The sequence below is a fragment of the Pseudomonas sp. MT92 genome, assembly GCF_058792515.1.
Window position 1 is genome coordinate 261,528 of the sequence record NZ_JBXAFA010000005.1, and the last position, 16,260, is coordinate 277,787.

Annotated in this window: 15 protein-coding genes; 9 read left to right on the forward strand and 6 right to left on the reverse strand. The window is 61.3% G+C overall.

The genetic code is table 11. The annotated features are described in order from the left end of the window. The first annotated feature begins 23 nt into the window (after positions 1-23). Together AC1Q6D_RS11605 and AC1Q6D_RS11610 are read left to right on the forward strand one after the other, a co-directional pair. Positions 24-302 (forward strand): DUF1145 domain-containing protein, encoded by a 279-nt coding sequence (locus tag AC1Q6D_RS11605; RefSeq protein ID WP_103403562.1) that lies wholly within the window; start codon positions 24-26, stop codon positions 300-302. After that, on the forward strand, positions 295-1,053 hold the full coding sequence (locus tag AC1Q6D_RS11610; protein WP_047526448.1) for a collagen-like triple helix repeat-containing protein: 759 nt from the start codon (positions 295-297) through the stop codon (positions 1,051-1,053). Before AC1Q6D_RS11605 ends, AC1Q6D_RS11610 begins: the two co-directional genes overlap by 8 nt. A 103-nt stretch (positions 1,054-1,156) precedes the next feature. Here the strand turns inward: AC1Q6D_RS11610 and AC1Q6D_RS11615 are convergent, their stop codons facing one another. Continuing rightward, positions 1,157-1,621 carry a CopD family protein gene (locus AC1Q6D_RS11615; RefSeq protein ID WP_103403561.1) on the reverse strand — a complete coding sequence of 155 codons (465 nt, stop codon included), beginning with the start codon at positions 1,619-1,621 and terminating at the stop codon, positions 1,157-1,159. 99 nt (positions 1,622-1,720) lie between these two features. On the opposite strand from AC1Q6D_RS11615, the gene dinG reads away from it, so the two are divergent. From dinG to pdxH, 5 genes are all read left to right on the forward strand, one after another. Next, complete coding sequence (gene dinG, locus AC1Q6D_RS11620; RefSeq protein ID WP_047526450.1) at positions 1,721-3,865, forward strand: ATP-dependent DNA helicase DinG; 2,145 nt, start codon at positions 1,721-1,723, stop codon at positions 3,863-3,865. A 95-nt stretch (positions 3,866-3,960) separates the two neighbouring features. Then, on the forward strand, positions 3,961-6,474 hold the full coding sequence (locus AC1Q6D_RS11625; RefSeq protein ID WP_103403560.1) for a beta-galactosidase: 2,514 nt from the start codon (positions 3,961-3,963) through the stop codon (positions 6,472-6,474). Between the two features lie 181 nt (positions 6,475-6,655). After that, complete coding sequence (locus AC1Q6D_RS11630; protein WP_103403559.1) at positions 6,656-7,801, forward strand: serine hydrolase domain-containing protein; 1,146 nt, start codon at positions 6,656-6,658, stop codon at positions 7,799-7,801. 113 nt (positions 7,802-7,914) lie between these two features. Further along, positions 7,915-8,895, forward strand: coding sequence for an OmpA family protein (locus AC1Q6D_RS11635; protein WP_103403558.1), 981 nt, complete (start codon positions 7,915-7,917; stop codon positions 8,893-8,895). Between the two features lie 24 nt (positions 8,896-8,919). Then, positions 8,920-9,567 carry a pyridoxamine 5'-phosphate oxidase gene (gene pdxH, locus AC1Q6D_RS11640; protein ID WP_103403557.1) on the forward strand — a complete coding sequence of 216 codons (648 nt, stop codon included), beginning with the start codon at positions 8,920-8,922 and terminating at the stop codon, positions 9,565-9,567. A 4-nt stretch (positions 9,568-9,571) separates the two neighbouring features. Here pdxH and AC1Q6D_RS11645 read toward each other — a convergent pair whose 3' ends face one another. Further along, positions 9,572-9,808 carry a hypothetical protein gene (locus AC1Q6D_RS11645; protein ID WP_047526457.1) on the reverse strand — a complete coding sequence of 79 codons (237 nt, stop codon included), beginning with the start codon at positions 9,806-9,808 and terminating at the stop codon, positions 9,572-9,574. Between the two features lie 167 nt (positions 9,809-9,975). On the opposite strand from AC1Q6D_RS11645, the gene AC1Q6D_RS11650 reads away from it, so the two are divergent. Beyond that, the gene (locus tag AC1Q6D_RS11650) at positions 9,976-10,440 is read left to right on the forward strand and encodes an outer membrane lipoprotein (RefSeq protein WP_047526458.1); all 465 of its coding nucleotides are present in this window, start codon (positions 9,976-9,978) and stop codon (positions 10,438-10,440) included. 144 nt (positions 10,441-10,584) lie between these two features. Here AC1Q6D_RS11650 and nhaA read toward each other — a convergent pair whose 3' ends face one another. Further along, the gene (nhaA, locus tag AC1Q6D_RS11655) at positions 10,585-11,772 is read right to left on the reverse strand and encodes a Na+/H+ antiporter NhaA (RefSeq protein ID WP_047526460.1); all 1,188 of its coding nucleotides are present in this window, start codon (positions 11,770-11,772) and stop codon (positions 10,585-10,587) included. 250 nt (positions 11,773-12,022) lie between these two features. Here nhaA and AC1Q6D_RS11660 point away from each other — a divergent pair, with 250 nt between their 5' ends. Continuing rightward, positions 12,023-13,117, forward strand: coding sequence for a PLP-dependent cysteine synthase family protein (locus AC1Q6D_RS11660; protein WP_103403556.1), 1,095 nt, complete (start codon positions 12,023-12,025; stop codon positions 13,115-13,117). 55 nt (positions 13,118-13,172) lie between these two features. On the opposite strand, the gene AC1Q6D_RS11665 is transcribed toward AC1Q6D_RS11660, so the two are convergent. From AC1Q6D_RS11665 to AC1Q6D_RS11675, 3 genes are all read right to left on the reverse strand, one after another. Further along, on the reverse strand, positions 13,173-14,786 hold the full coding sequence (locus AC1Q6D_RS11665) for an NAD(P)/FAD-dependent oxidoreductase (protein WP_103403555.1): 1,614 nt from the start codon (positions 14,784-14,786) through the stop codon (positions 13,173-13,175). 95 nt (positions 14,787-14,881) lie between these two features. Next, positions 14,882-15,547, reverse strand: a complete 666-nt coding sequence (locus AC1Q6D_RS11670) for a COG3650 family protein (RefSeq protein ID WP_103403554.1) — start codon at positions 15,545-15,547, stop codon at positions 14,882-14,884. 59 nt (positions 15,548-15,606) lie between these two features. Then, positions 15,607-16,206, reverse strand: a complete 600-nt coding sequence (locus AC1Q6D_RS11675) for a short chain dehydrogenase (protein ID WP_047526466.1) — start codon at positions 16,204-16,206, stop codon at positions 15,607-15,609. Between the last annotated feature and the right edge of the window lie 54 nt (positions 16,207-16,260).

The following is a 16,260-nucleotide window of genomic DNA, read 5'->3' on the forward strand; positions in this document are numbered from 1 at the left end:
AATAATTCTGTTCGGGGGAGCGTATGAAGGTGTTCTGGGGGCTGGGGAAGCTGCTGACCCTGCTGTTCTGGTCGGTGGTGCTGGTCAATCTGCTCATGCCGTTCATCCATCCGCTGCACCTGCTGGTCAACCTGGCCGGCAGCCTGCTGGCAGGGCTCCACCTGCTGGAGATTGTCTTCTGCTTCCGCAGCCTCAGGGCGCGCGCCCATCCCTGGCGTGATCGCTTGAACATTCTCTTTTTCGGCGTTTTCCACCTGCAAACCATTCCCGCTCCGACTGCACCGAAGGCTTTCCATGCGTAAACTCTGTCTGCTCGCCGTACTCATCAGTCCACTGGCCTGCGCACAGGTGGTGAGTGTTGAAACCAACTCGCTGATGCGCTTGCCCAACACCGCAAGCACCTTGCAGCTGGATCGCCTGGAAGTGGCTGATTACGGCACATTGCTCATTCCGTCGAATGTAACCGAGGTCACCGTCGGCGAATTGCACCTGGGCCGTGATGCGCGGATCGCTATCGTGCCCAGCGAACAGGCGCTGGAGTTGAAAGTCAGTCGTGCCGAGTTGGCCGAGGGCAGCCAGATCACCGCTCGCGGCGCCCCCGGCACTTACCAGAAGGCGGCCCGCTCCGGGCGTAATCTGAATTTGCAGATCAAGGCACTGAAGGCGCCGCAATTGTTGGTGGATGCTCGCGGTGGTGCGGGAGCGCCGGGATTCGTCGGCCTCGACGGGGCCAACGGCCAGCCTCCAGGCTGCACCTGGGGGCAGGCGGGGCGCGGTGCCGATGGCAGCGATGGCAGTAATGGCCAGCCCGGAGCGCCGGGGGCGTTGGTCAAGCTGGCAGTGCCGCGCGAATATCCCGCCGAACAAATCAAGGTTCAGGTCGCTGGCGGAGCCGGTGGCTTGGCCGGTCCCGGCGGCAAGCCGGGAGCGGGCGGTAAGGCCAAGGGTTGCTTCATCTACAAGGCCGATGGCGGCAAAAGCGGCAAACCTGGCGCCGATGGCCAGCCGGGGCCCGCGGGTGCGGCGGGCTCGGTGACGGTTCAGCGGTTGTAAGCAATTTCTGAAGTGTGTGTCGTCTGATCGATGGTCTTCGCGAGCAAGCTTGCTCCCACGGGATTGCTCCGAACCTGTGGGAGCGAGCTTGCTCGCGATGCTTTTAGAACATCGGCCGCGCCGCAGCAATCGCCACCAGCACCAACCCGACAATCAGATTGATCCCCACCAGGCGCCGAATCTTCCCGAGCACCGCAGCCCCCGCCGGCCAATCCTGTGCAATGACCGCCGTGCGCAACTCAGGCAGCATCAGCGCCTGAATCCGGATGAACAGCGCCGTCATCACCACATACAAGCCCATCATCACCTGCACATAGCGCGGAGCGGTTTCAAATCCGTTGAAGTGCATATGCAGCATGCCCACACCGCTGACGGGCAGCAGCACGACCGCCACCCAGACCCAGCGGAAAAAACCTTGAAACACTTCTACCCACAATTTCAGTCGGGCAGGGCCCTCCAGTGCTTTCACAGCCGCAGGGCGCAAGACCATCCAGGCGAAAAACATGCCGCCGACCCACACCAGTGCGGCGAGGACATGCAGGCTATAAACAAGGCTAAAAGCGGTCATTGGGGTACTCCGTTCTGCGCGGGATTAATTAGCGGGGTATGATAGCCGTCGTTCCGAACCACTGAAAATTTATCCAGCGTTTTTTGCGCCCGACAATCCATGATCAGCACTGAACTCAAAACCACGATCCAGGGCGCCTATTCGCGTTTTCTCGAAGCCAAGAGCCTTAAGCCGCGCTATGGCCAACGCCTGATGATTGCCGAAGTGGCCAAGGTCCTCGGGGATATCGACACCGACGACGAAGGTCGGCGCAGCGGCGAGCCTGCGATTGTCGCGGTGGAAGCCGGCACCGGTACCGGCAAGACCGTCGCTTACAGCCTGGCCGCCATCCCGACGGCGAAAGCGGCCGGCAAGCGCCTGGTGATCGCCACGGCCACCGTCGCCCTGCAAGAGCAGATCGTCTACAAGGACTTGCCTGACCTGATGCGCAACAGCGGGCTGAATTTCAGTTTCGCGCTGGCCAAGGGGCGCGGGCGCTACATGTGCCTGTCCAAGCTCGACATGTTGCTCCAGGAAGGCCACGCGCAAACCGCCACGGCGCAGTTGTTCGAAGAAGAAGGCTTCAAGATCGAGGTCGATGAGGCCAGTCAGAAGCTGTTTACCAGCATGATCGAAAAACTCGCCGGCAATAAATGGGACGGCGATCGCGACAGCTGGTCCACCGCACTGGAAGACGCCGACTGGGCGCGCCTGACCACCGATCACAGCCAGTGCACCAACCGTCATTGCCCGAACTTCGGCCAGTGCGCCTTCTATAAGGCCCGCGAAGGCATGGGCAAGGTCGATGTGATTGTCACCAACCACGACATGGTCCTGGCCGACCTGGCCCTGGGCGGTGGCGCGGTGCTGCCCGATCCGCGAGACACCATTTACGTATTCGACGAAGGCCATCACCTGCCGGACAAGGCCATCGGCCACTTCGCCCACTACACGCGCCTGCGCTCGACCGCCGACTGGCTGGAAACCACCGCCAAGAACCTCACCAAGTTGCTGGCCCAACACCCGTTGCCCGGTGATCTGGGCAAGTTGATCGAACAGGTGCCGGAGCTGGCGCGGGAGATCAAGACCCAGCAGCAGTTCATGTTCACCGCCTGCGAGCAAGTCGCCGATTTCAAACCCGGCGAAGACGTTGAAGGTCGCGAACGACCGCGTCACCGTTTCGTCGGCGGGGTGATTCCCGAACACATGCGGGAAATGGGCATCGAGCTGAAAAAAGGCTTCGCCCGCCTGACCGACCTGTTCACCCGCCTGACCGATTTGCTCAAGGAAGGCATGGACGGCGAAGTCAACATCGGTATCGCCAGCAACCAGGCTGAAGAGTGGTATCCACTGTTCGGCAGCCTGTTGTCCCGTTCTTCGGGCAATTGGGAGTTGTGGACCGCCTTCACCGTTGAAGACCCGGAAGACAACCCACCGATGGCCCGCTGGCTGACCCTGGCCGAAAGCGGCTCGCTGTTCGACATCGAAGTCAACGCCAGCCCGATCCTCGCGGCGGAAATGCTGCGACGCAACCTGTGGAACGTGGCCTACGGTGCGCTCGTGACCTCGGCCACCTTGACCGCCCTCGGCACCTTCGACCGCTTTCGCATGCGCGCCGGCCTGCCGAAGAAAGCCGTGACTGCCGTGGTGCCCAGCCCGTTTCATCACGCCGATGCCGGCGTGCTGCGGGTGCCGAATCTGAATGCCGACCCCCGTGATGCGGCGGCGCACACCGCCGCGATCATTCGCGACTTGCCTGATCTGGTCGAAGGTTCCCGCGGCACCCTGGTGCTGTTTTCCTCTCGCAAGCAGATGCAGGACGTGTTCGACGGCCTGGACCGCGACTGGCGCAAGCAAGTGTTCATTCAAGGCAACCTGTCGAAGCAGGAAACCCTGAACAAGCACAAGGCGCGGGTGGATGGCGGGGACTCCAGCGTGTTGTTCGGCCTGGCGAGTTTTGCCGAGGGGGTCGACCTGCCCGGCGCCTATTGCGAGCACGTGGTGATCGCCAAAATTCCGTTCTCGGTGCCGGATGACCCGGTCGAGGCGGCGTTGGCCGAATGGATCGAAGCCCGTGGCGGCAATCCGTTCATGGAAATCTCCGTACCGGACGCCTCGCTGAAACTGGTCCAGGCCTGCGGTCGCCTGCTGCGCACCGAGGAAGATCGCGGCACCATCACCCTGCTTGACCGGCGTCTGGTCACCCAGCGCTATGGCAAGGCGATCCTCAATGCGTTGCCGCCATTCCGTCGTGAAATTTCCTGATACATCGGTGGGCAAATCTGCCCATCGTGTTGTCTATCTCTCTGCCATTGCTTTTCCACTGGCCCATCCGGGTCGTTAGGGAGAATTCCGTTCTCATGATTCGCCGTTCGCTGCGCCAATCGTTACCTGCCGTTTTTGCCCTGTTGTTTGCATCGCCCTTGCTGGCGGCACCCGCCACCCAGCAGACGCTGTTCAACTTTGTGCGCCCCGCCGATGTGGTCCAGGTAACCACTCAGGACGCCAACCTGCCGCAATCCAACGCCGAGCAAACCGCCGAAGGTGAAGTGCTGCGGCGGGTGACGTTCAACCCGGTCGCTCGTCCGACCCTGCGGTTGACCCCGCAGACAGGGGCCTGGGACTGGTCGCAGTCGGGTTTCATGAGCCTGCGGGTGCAGAACGCCATGAATTGGGCGCTGACCCTGTACGTGACCATCCAGAGCAACGATGGCAAGACGCTGGTCAGCCGTGTCGATCTGCCGGCCGGCCCGGCGCAGACCCTGTTGGTGCCGTTGCAGCCGACATCGCCGTTGAGCCTGGGCATGAAGGCCGGGCCGCCCATGCCGATGACGGTCGACGGTCAGCGCATCCTGCTGGCCAGCAGCGCTGGTGAGCTGGATCGCGGCCAGGTGGTGGCAGTGAGCGTGTCGATGGATCAGCCGAAAGTGGCCCAGAGCATTTTGCTTGAGCGCTTCGGCGTTCAGGACGCCGAGGCCGTGACTGAGACCGTGTATGGCGCCTTGGTGGATGCCTACGGTCAATCGACCCGGGCCAAATGGCCGGAAAAGGTCAGCAGCGATGAGCAACTCAAAGGCGCCGCGGCCAAGGAACAGCAACAGCTGAAAACCTGGCTGGCCGAGCGCGAAAAGTCGTCCCTGGACAAATTCGGAGGTTGGACCAACGGTCCGGCCTTCAAGGCCAGCGGTTTCTTCCGCACGGAGAAACGCGACGGTCGCTGGTACCTGGTGACTCCGGAAGGGCATCCGTTCTATTCGCTGGGGGTCAACACGGTTACCCCGGACGTCAATCAGACTTATATCGCCGGTCGTGAATGGATGTTCCAGTCCCTGCCCAAGGCCGGTGAGCCCCTGGCCAGTCACTTCGGTGAAGGTGACACCCGTGGCGGCAACGGCGTTGATCAGGGCCGGGGGTTCAACGTCGGGCGCTGGTACGACTTTTATGGTGCCAATTTACAGCGCCTGTATGGCGACCCTTGTGCTCTGGGCAGCGATACCAAGGCCGGTGTCGCCGCAGCGGCCAAGGCTGATGCGGCAGAGGCCACGGCGGAGAAGGCCGCCGAGCCACCGGTTGTTCCTTCGACGGCCGAATCCGGGATTGCCGGAGCGGCCAAGACCGACGCCGCAGACGCGACAGTCGCGAACGCGGCCGAGCAAAAAACTGCCGAGCCCTGCAAAGCGACCTTCGATGAAAAGCGCTGGGCCGATCATACCCTCGACCGTCTGCAAGCCTGGGGCTTCAACACCATTGGCAACTGGAGTGCGCCGGCACTGGGCAACGCCGATCGTGTGCCATACACCTTGCCGCTATCGATCGTCGGCGATTACGCGAGCATCAGCACGGGAACGGACTGGTGGGGCGGTATGCCCGATCCGTTCGACCCGCGTTTCGCCATGGCCACCGAGCGCGCCGTGGCCATTGCCGCTCGCGATCACCGCGACGATCCTTGGCTGATCGGCTTCTACGCCGACAATGAACTGGCCTGGGCTGGCCCCGGCGACGATCCGAAGGCCCGCTACGCCCTGGCCTACGGTACGTTGAAAATGACCACCGACGTGCCGGCCAAACGCGCGTTTCTCAAGCAGCTGCGCGATAAATACCGCAACCAGGAAGGCCTGTCGAAAGCCTGGGGCATTGATTTGCCGGCATGGGAACTGATGGAAGACCCCGGTTTCGAGCCGCCGCAGCCAAGCGCCGACCATCCGGAAATCGAGGCCGACTTCAAATACTTCCAGAAGGTCTTCGCCGACACCTACTTCAAGACGATCTCTGATTCGCTCAAATGGCACGCGCCGAACCAGATGCTGCTCGGTGGCCGCTTTGCCATCAGCACGCCAGAAGCCGTGGAGTCCTGCGCTCAATACTGCGATGTGCTGAGCTTCAACATGTACACCCTGAAACCACAGGACGGTTATGACTTCGCGCAACTGAACAGCCTCGACAAGCCAGTACTGATTACCGAATTCAACTTCGGTTCGACGGACCGTGGCCCGTTCTGGGGCGGCGTAACGCAACTGGCGAAGGAAGAGGACCGTGGTCCGGCCTACGCCAACTTCCTCAAGCAGGCGCTGAGCGAGCCGTCGATCGTCGGCGTGCACTGGTTCCAATACCTCGACCAACCCGTGACCGGGCGTCTGTTGGATGGCGAAAACGGTCATTTCGGTCTGGTGGGGATTACCGACCTGCCATTTCAGGGCTTTGTCGACAGTGTGCGCAAGAGCAACCTGGCGGCCGTGGATCAATTAGGCAAAGAGGCTGAAAAGGCCGGCGCCGAGGCCGATAGACAGAAACACGACGCCGAAGGCGGACGCAAGGCCGAGGCCGGCAAAGGGCCGGGCAAGGCTGCCGGCGGGCATTCCGGAAAGGGGCACTGAGTCCTGACACACCGCGTCAGCGTTCATCGCGAGCCTGCTCGCGATGGCGTCTGTAAGGACGCCGGAAAAACTGATCACTTCCAGGGGCGATTGACCGCCCGGCCCGACCCTGTTCCCAAATCCCTCAAGGGCTGGAACAATGCGGGCCACTTTGTAGAACGCTTGTCCAGGGGAGTTGCGGGTGCAGATTCAGGGTTATTACGAGCTCAAGTTCGAAGCGGTACGCGAGGCCTTCGCGGCATTGTTCGACGATCCGCAGGAGCGTGGCGCAGCGCTGTGCATCCAGATCGGCGGCGAAACCGTCGTCGACCTCTGGGCCGGCACCAGCGACAAGGACGGCGCGCAAGCCTGGCACAGCGATACCATCGTCAACCTGTTTTCCTGCACTAAAACCTTTACTGCCGTCACTGCCCTGCAACTGGTTGCCGAAGGCAAGCTGCAACTGGATGCGCCGGTTGCGCATTATTGGCCTGAGTTTGCCGCCGCCGGCAAAGCGTCCGTGACGTTGCGCCAACTGCTCTGCCACCAGGCCGGTCTGCCGGCGCTACGGGAATTGCTGGCACCCGAAGCCCTTTACGACTGGCAAACCATGGTCGACGCCCTGGCTGCTGAAACACCGTGGTGGACGCCGGGACAGGGGCATGGGTATGCGGCGATCACTTATGGCTGGCTGGTCGGTGAATTGTTGCGCCGTGCCGATGGGCGCGGGCCGGGTGAGTCCATCGTGGCGCGGGTAGCCAAGCCTTTGGGGCTGGATTTCCACGTCGGTCTGGCCGACGAAGAGTTTCATCGCGTGGCGCATATCGCCCGTGGCAAGGGCAATGTGGGCGATGCCGCTGCCCAGCGCCTTCTGCAAGTGACCATGCGCGAACCCACGGCCATGACCACCCGGGCGTTTACCAACCCGCCTTCGATCATGACCAGCACCAACAAGCCGGAATGGCGGCGCATGCAACAACCCGCCGCCAATGGTCACGGCAATGCCCGTAGCCTGGCCGGGTTCTATGCCGGCCTGCTCGATGGCAGTTTGCTGGAAGGCGAAATGCTCGACGAACTGACCCGCGAGCACAGCCTCGGCGAGGACAAGACATTACTGACCCGGACCCGTTTCGGTCTGGGGTGCATGCTCGATCAGCCGGACGTGCCCAACGCGACGTTCGGCCTCGGCCCGCGAGCGTTCGGTCATCCGGGCGCGGGCGGTTCCATCGGTTTTGCTGACCCGGAGCACGATGTCGCCTTCGGTTTTGTGACAAATACACTGGGGCCGTACGTCTTGATGGATCCGCGCGCACAAAAGCTTGTGCGGGTACTGGCCACTTGTCTGTAAATCACGCCCAAGGGTTCCGGAGTTGGAACCCGAAAGCCTTTTCAGTTTCGAATCATCTGTTTGTGCGGGCCAACCCGGCCTGATTTTTATGACTTCATTTTTGTGGATATCCAATGTCATCCAAACCAACACTCGCTTTGGCACTGTGCTTCGCTATTACCGGTTGTGCACAGACTCCTAAAAATGATGCAGACGGCGGTAGCTGGTGGCCGTTCGGTTCCTCCGACAAAGTCGCAACCAAAGAACCCGCACCTGCCCCGCTGAAGCCTGCCGTTACCGCTCCGGTTGCCAAGGCTGACGCCGATTCTGGTGGCAAGTGGTGGTGGCCGTTCGGTGGCAAGGACCAGAGCACCGCCAAAGTCGTGCCGATGCCGGACCCGAAAGTGACCCAGGCCTGGCTCGATGACTACGAACCGCGCCTGCGCGAAGCGATCAAGGGCAGTAACCTGCAACTCGAACGTCGTGAAAACGTGCTGGTGGTGACAGCGCCGGTCGAAGGCTCGTTCAACCCGGATCGCCCGGCGATGCTGCTGCCAGTGACCCTTGGTCCTTTCACCCGCGTGGCGAAAATCCTAGAAGTCGATTCGAAGACTGCCGTACTGGTGCTAGGCCACAGTGACACCTCGGGTGCCGCACCGGCCAACGTGAAGTTGAGTCAGGAGCGTGCACAGGCCGTGGCTGCGATCTTCCGTCTCAGTGGTCTTCAGCGTGATCGCCTGATGCTGCGCGGCATGGGTGGTGAAGCCCCGCGTGCCGCCAATGACAGCGTTGAAGGTCGCGCCTTGAACCGTCGTGTAGAGCTGCTGGTCACTCCGCAGAACACCATGGTTGCATTGCTGAGCAAGTACAACATGCCGGCCCCTGCGCCAGTGACAATGGTTGCCGCGCAAGACGTCAAGCCAGTTGCCAAGCCAGTGACCCCGGCACCTGCGGCCAAAAAAGCTGCGGTTCCAGCGACGAAAAAAGCGCCGGCCAAGAAAGCCGCCGCCAAGAAGACACCGGCTAAGACAGCGACTCCAGCGAAAAAGACTGCACCGGCCAAAGCCGCTGCCGACACGAAAAAAGTCGCTGACGCCGATACCACAAAGAAGTGATTCGTTAACCAAAAGGAAAACGCCATGACCAAGGCTCTGGCTGATATGCGTCGCGACTACACCCGTGATGGCCTGACCGAGGCGCAAGCGCCGGCCGAGCCGTTTGCGCTGTTCCACCAGTGGTTCGCTGATGCGGTGAAAACCGAACAGGCACCGGTGGAGGCAAACGCCATGACCTTGGCCACTGTCGATCAGGACGGTCGACCGCATTGCCGTATCCTGTTGCTCAAGGGCCTGGACGCCCAGGGCTTCACCTTCTTCACCAATTACGACAGTGCAAAGGGTCAGCACCTGGCCGAGAACCCGTTTGCGGCCATGACTTTTTTCTGGCCAACCCTGGAGCGTCAGGTGCGCATCGAGGGGCGGGTGGAGAAGGTCACGCCTGAAGAGTCCGACGCTTACTATCAGGTTCGCCCATTGGGCAGCCGCCTCGGTGCCTGGGCGTCGCCCCAAAGCCGGGTGATTGCCGATCGCGCGGAGCTGGAAGCGCTGCTCAAAGATACCGAGCAACGATTCAGCGACACCCAGCCGCATTGCCCGGAACATTGGGGCGGTTACCGTCTGGTGCCGCAGCGCATCGAGTTCTGGCAAGGCCGCCCAAGCCGCCTGCACGACCGCCTCAACTATCGCCTGCTGGGTGCCGACTGGCTTCTTGAGCGTCTGGCACCTTAAGCGCCTACTGGTCGGGATAGCCTGCCGCAGCGGCCTCCAGCCATTGCGGCAGGTCTCGGCGTTTGATCTTTTGCGCGTGAGCGCTCGCCAGTTGCTGGAGCATGAACGCCTTTTTCCGTTCGTCCTTGCCAGCCAGTGCCAGCGCCAGATCGCGGTCCATCCAGCGTTTGATCCTTACGTACAGCCACCAGTGGAAATACAGACCGGCAACCGTAGTGACGACAATGATAAAGTAATCCATGAAAATCCTGGTTCAGTCGCGCAGATCGAGAAATTTGCCACTACCGTGTGATTAATTCGTGAGAATGCCTGTACAAGGCCTGAATCAGAACATTTTTATCCGAGCGATGCCGTGACAGGCGTCAAGCTGCGGAGTTAAATGATTACCCGTCCTTTGGAGTTGATGCTATGCGTAAGTCTGTTCTGCTGGTTGCTTCCTTTTCCACGATGGCGATGTTGCTCACCGGCTGCCAATCGAGCCTGACCGGTGACTCCTACTCCCGTGACGAAGCACGTCGCGTGCAGACCGTCCGCATGGGCACCATCGAATCCCTGCGTCCGGTGAAAATCGAAGGCACCAAGACCCCGATCGGCGGCCTCGCCGGTGCAGCTGTCGGCGGCGTTGGCGGCAGCGCCATCGGTGGCGGCAAGGGCAGCATCGTCGCGGCAGTCATCGGCGCAGTCGCCGGCGGCCTGGTGGGTTCGGCAGCCGAAGAAGGCCTGACGCGTACCCAGGGTGTCGAGATCACCGTGCGCGAAGACGACGGCAGCATGCGCGCCTACGTTCAGGAAGTTCAGCCAAACGAAGTGTTCCGTGTGGGTGAGCGTGTTCGCATTTCCACCGTTGGCGGGACCAGCCGCGTTTCGCACTAAGCCGGAATAAGGTTAAAAGAAAACCCCGATCAGGTGAGCTGGTCGGGGTTTTTTGTTGCGCAAGCCATTACTGATGACACTTGGCCGGGACAGGTTGTGGCTTCAGGGCGACACTTTGACGGCCTGGAAAGTGGCCTCTGATGTTCAGGAAGGCAACGTAGCGTGCTTGCGACTCGCCATGGCCGTCACCGCATAACCGATCAACGCCGCCAATATCGAACCGGTCAAAATCCCCATCCGATCCATGCCTGCATAGTCGCTGGCGCCCGGTTCGAAGGCCAGGGAGCCGACGAACAGGCTCATGGTGAAACCGATGCCACAGAGAATCGCCACACCCAGCACCTGACCCCAATTGGCGCCTTGGGGCAGGGCGGCGATGCCTGTTTTCACTGCCAGCCAGGTCAAACCGAACACACCGAGGGTTTTGCCGAGCAGCAGGCCGACCGCAATGCCCATCGGCACGTCGTGGGTGAAGCTGTCGACGGTGACGCCGCTCAGGGACAGGCCGGCGTTGGCAAAGGCGAACAGCGGCAGGATGCCGTACGCTACCCATGGATGCAGCGCGTGCTCCAGGGTCAGCAGCGGCGAGGGTTCGGCATTTTTCGTGCGCAGTGGGATGCAGAACGCCAGAGTCACGCCGGCCAGCGTGGCGTGCACGCCGCTCTTGAGCACACAGACCCAAAGAATCAGGCCGATGATCATGTACGGCCCGAGCTTGACCACGCCGAGTCGGTTCATCGCGATCAACGCCGCAATACAGGCGGCGGCCAGTGCCAGGGACAGGGTCGACAGCGCACCGGAGTAGAAAATGGCAATGATGATGATCGCGCCGAGGTCGTCGATGATCGCCAGGGTCATGAGGAACAGTTTCAACGAGACCGGGACGCGTTTGCCCAGCAGTGCCAGTACGCCCAGCGCGAAGGCGATATCGGTGGCGGTCGGGATCGCCCAGCCGTTCAAGGCCGGTGGATTGTCACGGTTGAGGAACCAGTAGATCAGCGCCGGCACCACCATGCCGCCAATGGCGGCCGCGCCGGGCAGGACGATCTGTGAGGGTTTCGACAATTGCCCGTCGAGTACTTCGCGCTTAACTTCCAGACCGATCAGCAGGAAGAACAGCGCCATCAGGCCGTCATTGATCCAAAGCAGCAGCGGCTTGGCGATTTTCAAGGCGCCGACCTGGGCAACCACGGGGGTGTCCAGCAGGCCGTTGTACAGCCACGACAGCGGGGAGTTGTTGATGACTAAAGCGAGGACAGCTGCAGCGATCAGTAACAGACCGCTGGCAGCTTCCAACTGAAAGAAACGCGTGAAAGTGCTACGCAGAGGCAAGGTCGCTCTCCATCGGTGAATTCAAAAGGTGGGACACCCTAACCCGTACGGTTAGTTGTTAAAACAAAAGTTATATTCTTTTTTGTTATATGTCGTTACAACGCGATTGTCCCGCAAGAACTTGAGCCTAGCAGTTGCCGGGCGTATTGAAGCTCAGCTGTACCTGTGCGTGATGTAGGATTTTTCCTAAGCTTGATGGCTGAGGCTTGTGACATGGCCGACTCCTGCCCGACTCCACGAGAAAACCACCATGAGCGACAACCGACAGTGGGCCCGCGAAGCCATCCGGATCATTGAAGCCGACTTCCAGCGCAGCGCCGACACCCACCTGATCCCTTTGCCGCTGCCGGGTTTTCCGGGCATCGAGTTGTACTTCAAGGACGAATCCAGTCATCCCACTGGCAGCCTCAAACACCGCTTGGCTCGTTCTCTGTTCCTCTATGCGTTGTGTAATGGCTGGCTCAAGCCCGGCGCGCCGGTGATCGAGGCGTCCAGCGGCTCGACGGCGATTTCCGAGGCATACTTCGCCCGCATGCTGGGTTTGCCGTTCATTGCGGTGATGCCGGCGATCACCTCCAGGGAAAAAATCGCACAGATCGCGTTCTACGGTGGCCAGAGCCATCTGGTGGATGATCCGACGCAGATCTATGCCGAGTCCGAACGCCTGGCCCGTGAGCACGATGGGCACTTCATCGATCAGTTCACTTACGCCGAGCGCGCCACCGACTGGCGGGCGAACAACAACATCGCCGAGTCGATTTTCCAGCAGATGCGTTTCGAGCAGCACCCGGAGCCGAGCTGGCTGATTTCCAGCCCCGGCACCGGTGGCACCACGGCGACCCTGGGGCGTTACGTGCGTTATCGCCAGCATTGCACCCGCGTGCTGTGTGCCGATGCCGAGCGCTCGGTGTTTTTCGATTACTACCAGAGCGGCGATGCCAGCCTGAGTCTTGACCATGGCTCGCGGATCGAAGGAATTGGCCGGCCACGGGTGGAGGCGTCGTTCCTGCCCAAGGTGATCGATGCGATGGTCAAGGTTCCGGATACGCTGTCGCTGGCCGCCATGCATTACCTGGCCGAGCGTTTGGGGCGTCATGTGGGCGGATCGAGCGGGACCAACCTGATTGGCGCCTTGATGGCAGCGCAGCAGATGACGGTGGCGGGGGAGGCGGGGTCAATCGTGGCGATATTGTGTGATGGCGGCGAACGCTACGCCACGACTTACTACAATCAAGCCTGGCTCAAGGCCCAGGGGTATGAGCTGACCGGTTTGATCGCGGCGGTTGCGGCGACGGTCGAGCGGGGTGAGCCGTTGCCGGCCAGCATTCTGCGCGCCAATATCTGAGGTCTTTCAAATATCCCAAGCACCCTGTGGGAGCGAGCTCCCACAGGGTGTTGTTCTAGGCTTGCAGGCCGAGAATATCCCGCGCCACGGCTTCGGCGATGCGAATACCATCGACACCCGCCGACAGAATCCCCCCCGCATACCCTGCACCTTCACCGGCCGGGAACAAGCCCTTCACGTTCAGGCTCTGCATCGACTCATTACGGGTAATGCGTAGCGGCGACGAAGTACGGGTTTCGATCCCGGTCAACACCGCGTCATGCAGCGAGTAACCACGGATCTGCTTCTCGAACGCCGGCAAGGCTTCGCGAATCGCTTCGATGGCGAATTCCGGCAGGGCCAGGGCCAGGTCCCCCAAGGCAACGCCCGGCTTGTAGGACGGCTCGACAGTGCCCAGCTCGGTGGACGGCTTGCCGGCAATGAAGTCGCCGACCAGTTGCGCCGGGGCCTCGTAGTTGCAGCCGCCCAGCACAAAAGCGTGGGACTCCAGGCGTTCCTGCAACTCGATACCCGCCAGCGGGCCGCCCGGATAATCGACTTCCGGGGTGATGCCAACGACGATCCCGGAGTTGGCGTTGCGCTCGTTGCGCGAGTATTGGCTCATGCCGTTGGTGACGACGCGATTCGGCTCAGAAGTCGCCGCCACTACCGTTCCGCCTGGGCACATGCAGAAGCTGTAGACCGAGCGGCCGTTCTTGGCGTGGTGCACCAGTTTGTAATCGGCGGCGCCGAGTTTCGGGTGGCCGGCGTACTTGCCAAGGCGTGCGCGATCGATCAGCGATTGCGGGTGCTCGATACGGAAGCCCACCGAGAACGGTTTGGCTTCCATGAACACGCCGCGGCCATGCAGCATGCGGAACGTGTCGCGGGCACTGTGGCCGAGGGCCAAGATCACGTGTTTCGAATGAATCTGCTCGCCACCATTGAGTTCGACGCCAACCAGTTGGCCGTCGTCGATCAGCACGTCGGTGACCCGTTGCTGGAAGCGTACTTCGCCACCCAGGGCGCGAATCTGCTCACGCATGTTTTCCACGACGCCTGTCAGACGGAACGTACCGATGTGCGGTTTGCTGACGTAGAGGATTTCTTCCGGCGCACCGGCCTTGACGAATTCGTGCAGGACCTTGCGACCGAGGAATTTCGGGTCCTTGATCTGGCTGTAGAGCTTGCCGTCGGAGAACGTTCCCGCACCGCCTTCACCGAACTGCACGTTGGATTCGGGGTTGAGCACGTTTTTACGCCACAGGCCCCAGGTGTCCTTGGTGCGCTGGCGCACTTCGGTACCGCGTTCGAGGATGATCGGCTTGAAACCCATCTGTGCCAGCAGCAGCCCGGCAAAAATCCCGCAGGGGCCGAAGCCGACGACGATCGGGCGTGCGCTCAGATCAGCCGGCGCCTGGCCGACCATTTTGTAACTGACATCCGGTGCCACGTTGACGTTACGGTCATCGGCGAACTTGTGCAGAACCGAGGCCTCATCGCGCAATGTGAGGTCGATGGTGTAGATGAAGCACAGCTCGGAAGATTTCTTGCGCGCATCGTAGCTGCGCTTGAACAAGGTGAAGTCGAGCAGGTCATCGCTGGCGATGCCCAGGCGCTGCACAATGGCAGGGCGCAGGTCTTCATCGGGATGGTCGATCGGCAACTTGAGTTCGGTGATTCGTAACATGACGGGATCCGGTTCGCGGGGCGCACAACTGCGCCAGGGCGTTTGAAGCGGGCGATTATAAGCCTCAAACGCCCGGTCCCGTGAGGCAAAAACGATCAGTCGTTGCGCGATCCGCCGAAATACCCGCAACCACGCTGAACCTGCCCGTCGATGCGCAACTCGGCACTCATGTGCTGAATACTGCCGGTGCTGGCGTCGACGCAGCGTTGTGGCGCGACCCACAGTTCGATGTGCTGATTGTTGGCTTCGGTGCTGAGGTTGAAGCGGCCATCGCCCAGTTGTTCTTCGACATAGGGGACAGCGAGGGGAGGCTGGCCGGCACGGCCGATGACCATGCCCTTGCCGCTGACGTTGACGCTCCACTCCGGAGAATGGCCGGCCGCGCGCAGGATCAGCCGTTTGAAGTTGGGGTCGTCACAGGCGTTGCCCGAACGCTCGACGCGGTACAGCGTTTCCAGGTCGAACTGACCGTCGCCGCTGCCGGGAACGATTCGCCCGCGCACATCGGCAAACAGCTTGCCCTGGGCGTCGGCCAGACTGGCAGCCTGTTGCAGGACACTGGTGCCGCCCGTGTCGTTGACCACATAACGACGCTGCTCGCCGCAAGGCTGGAACAACAGCTTGCCATCAGCTGCGCTCAACTGGCCCTGCAGGCGGGTCTGGCCGACATGGGAGGCGCTTTCACGCGAGCCATCGAGTAACTGACACGCGGCGAACAGCGGAAGCAAGGCAACGAGGACGAGGGAACGGGCAACACGCATCTTGGGGTCTCCTGACAAGTGCCGCCACGTTACTCAGCCTGACCGTTCATCACAAGGCTTTAGCCCACGTGAATGGTCTGGCCTGTCTGCAGGCCTTCCACGCTTTTCGCGTAGGCCAGTGCGACATCCGCCGCAGGAACCGGTTTGAAGCCACGGAAGTACGGCGCGTATTTGCCCATGGCTTCGACGAGCACGTTCGGGCTGATCGAATTCACTCGCAGGCCGCGTGGCAGTTCGATGGCGGCGGCGCGGACGAAACTGTCCAGTGCACCGTTGACCAGCGCTGCCGACGCGCCGCTACGTATCGGGTCGTGGCTGAGCACGCCAGTGGTGAAGGTGAACGAGGCGCCGTCATTGGCGTACTCGCGACCGATCAACAGCAGATTGACCTGACCCATCAGTTTGTCTTTGAGGCCGAGGGCGAAACTCTCTTCCGTCATATCGGCCAGTGGTGCGAAGGTCACGTTACCGGCGGCGCAGATCAGCGCGTCGAATTTTCCGGTCTGCTCGAACAGTTTGCGAATCGACGCGCTGTCGCTGATGTCCACCTGAAAATCACCGCTCTTGCGGCCGATACGAACGATCTCATGGCGTTGAGACAGTTCCTTGTCGACTGCTGAACCGATGGTGCCGCCTGCGCCGATCAAAAGAATTTTCATGGTGCTGATCCTCGATTGGGTTGTATGAGACCTCAGTTTAGAGTGGTTTTTTAC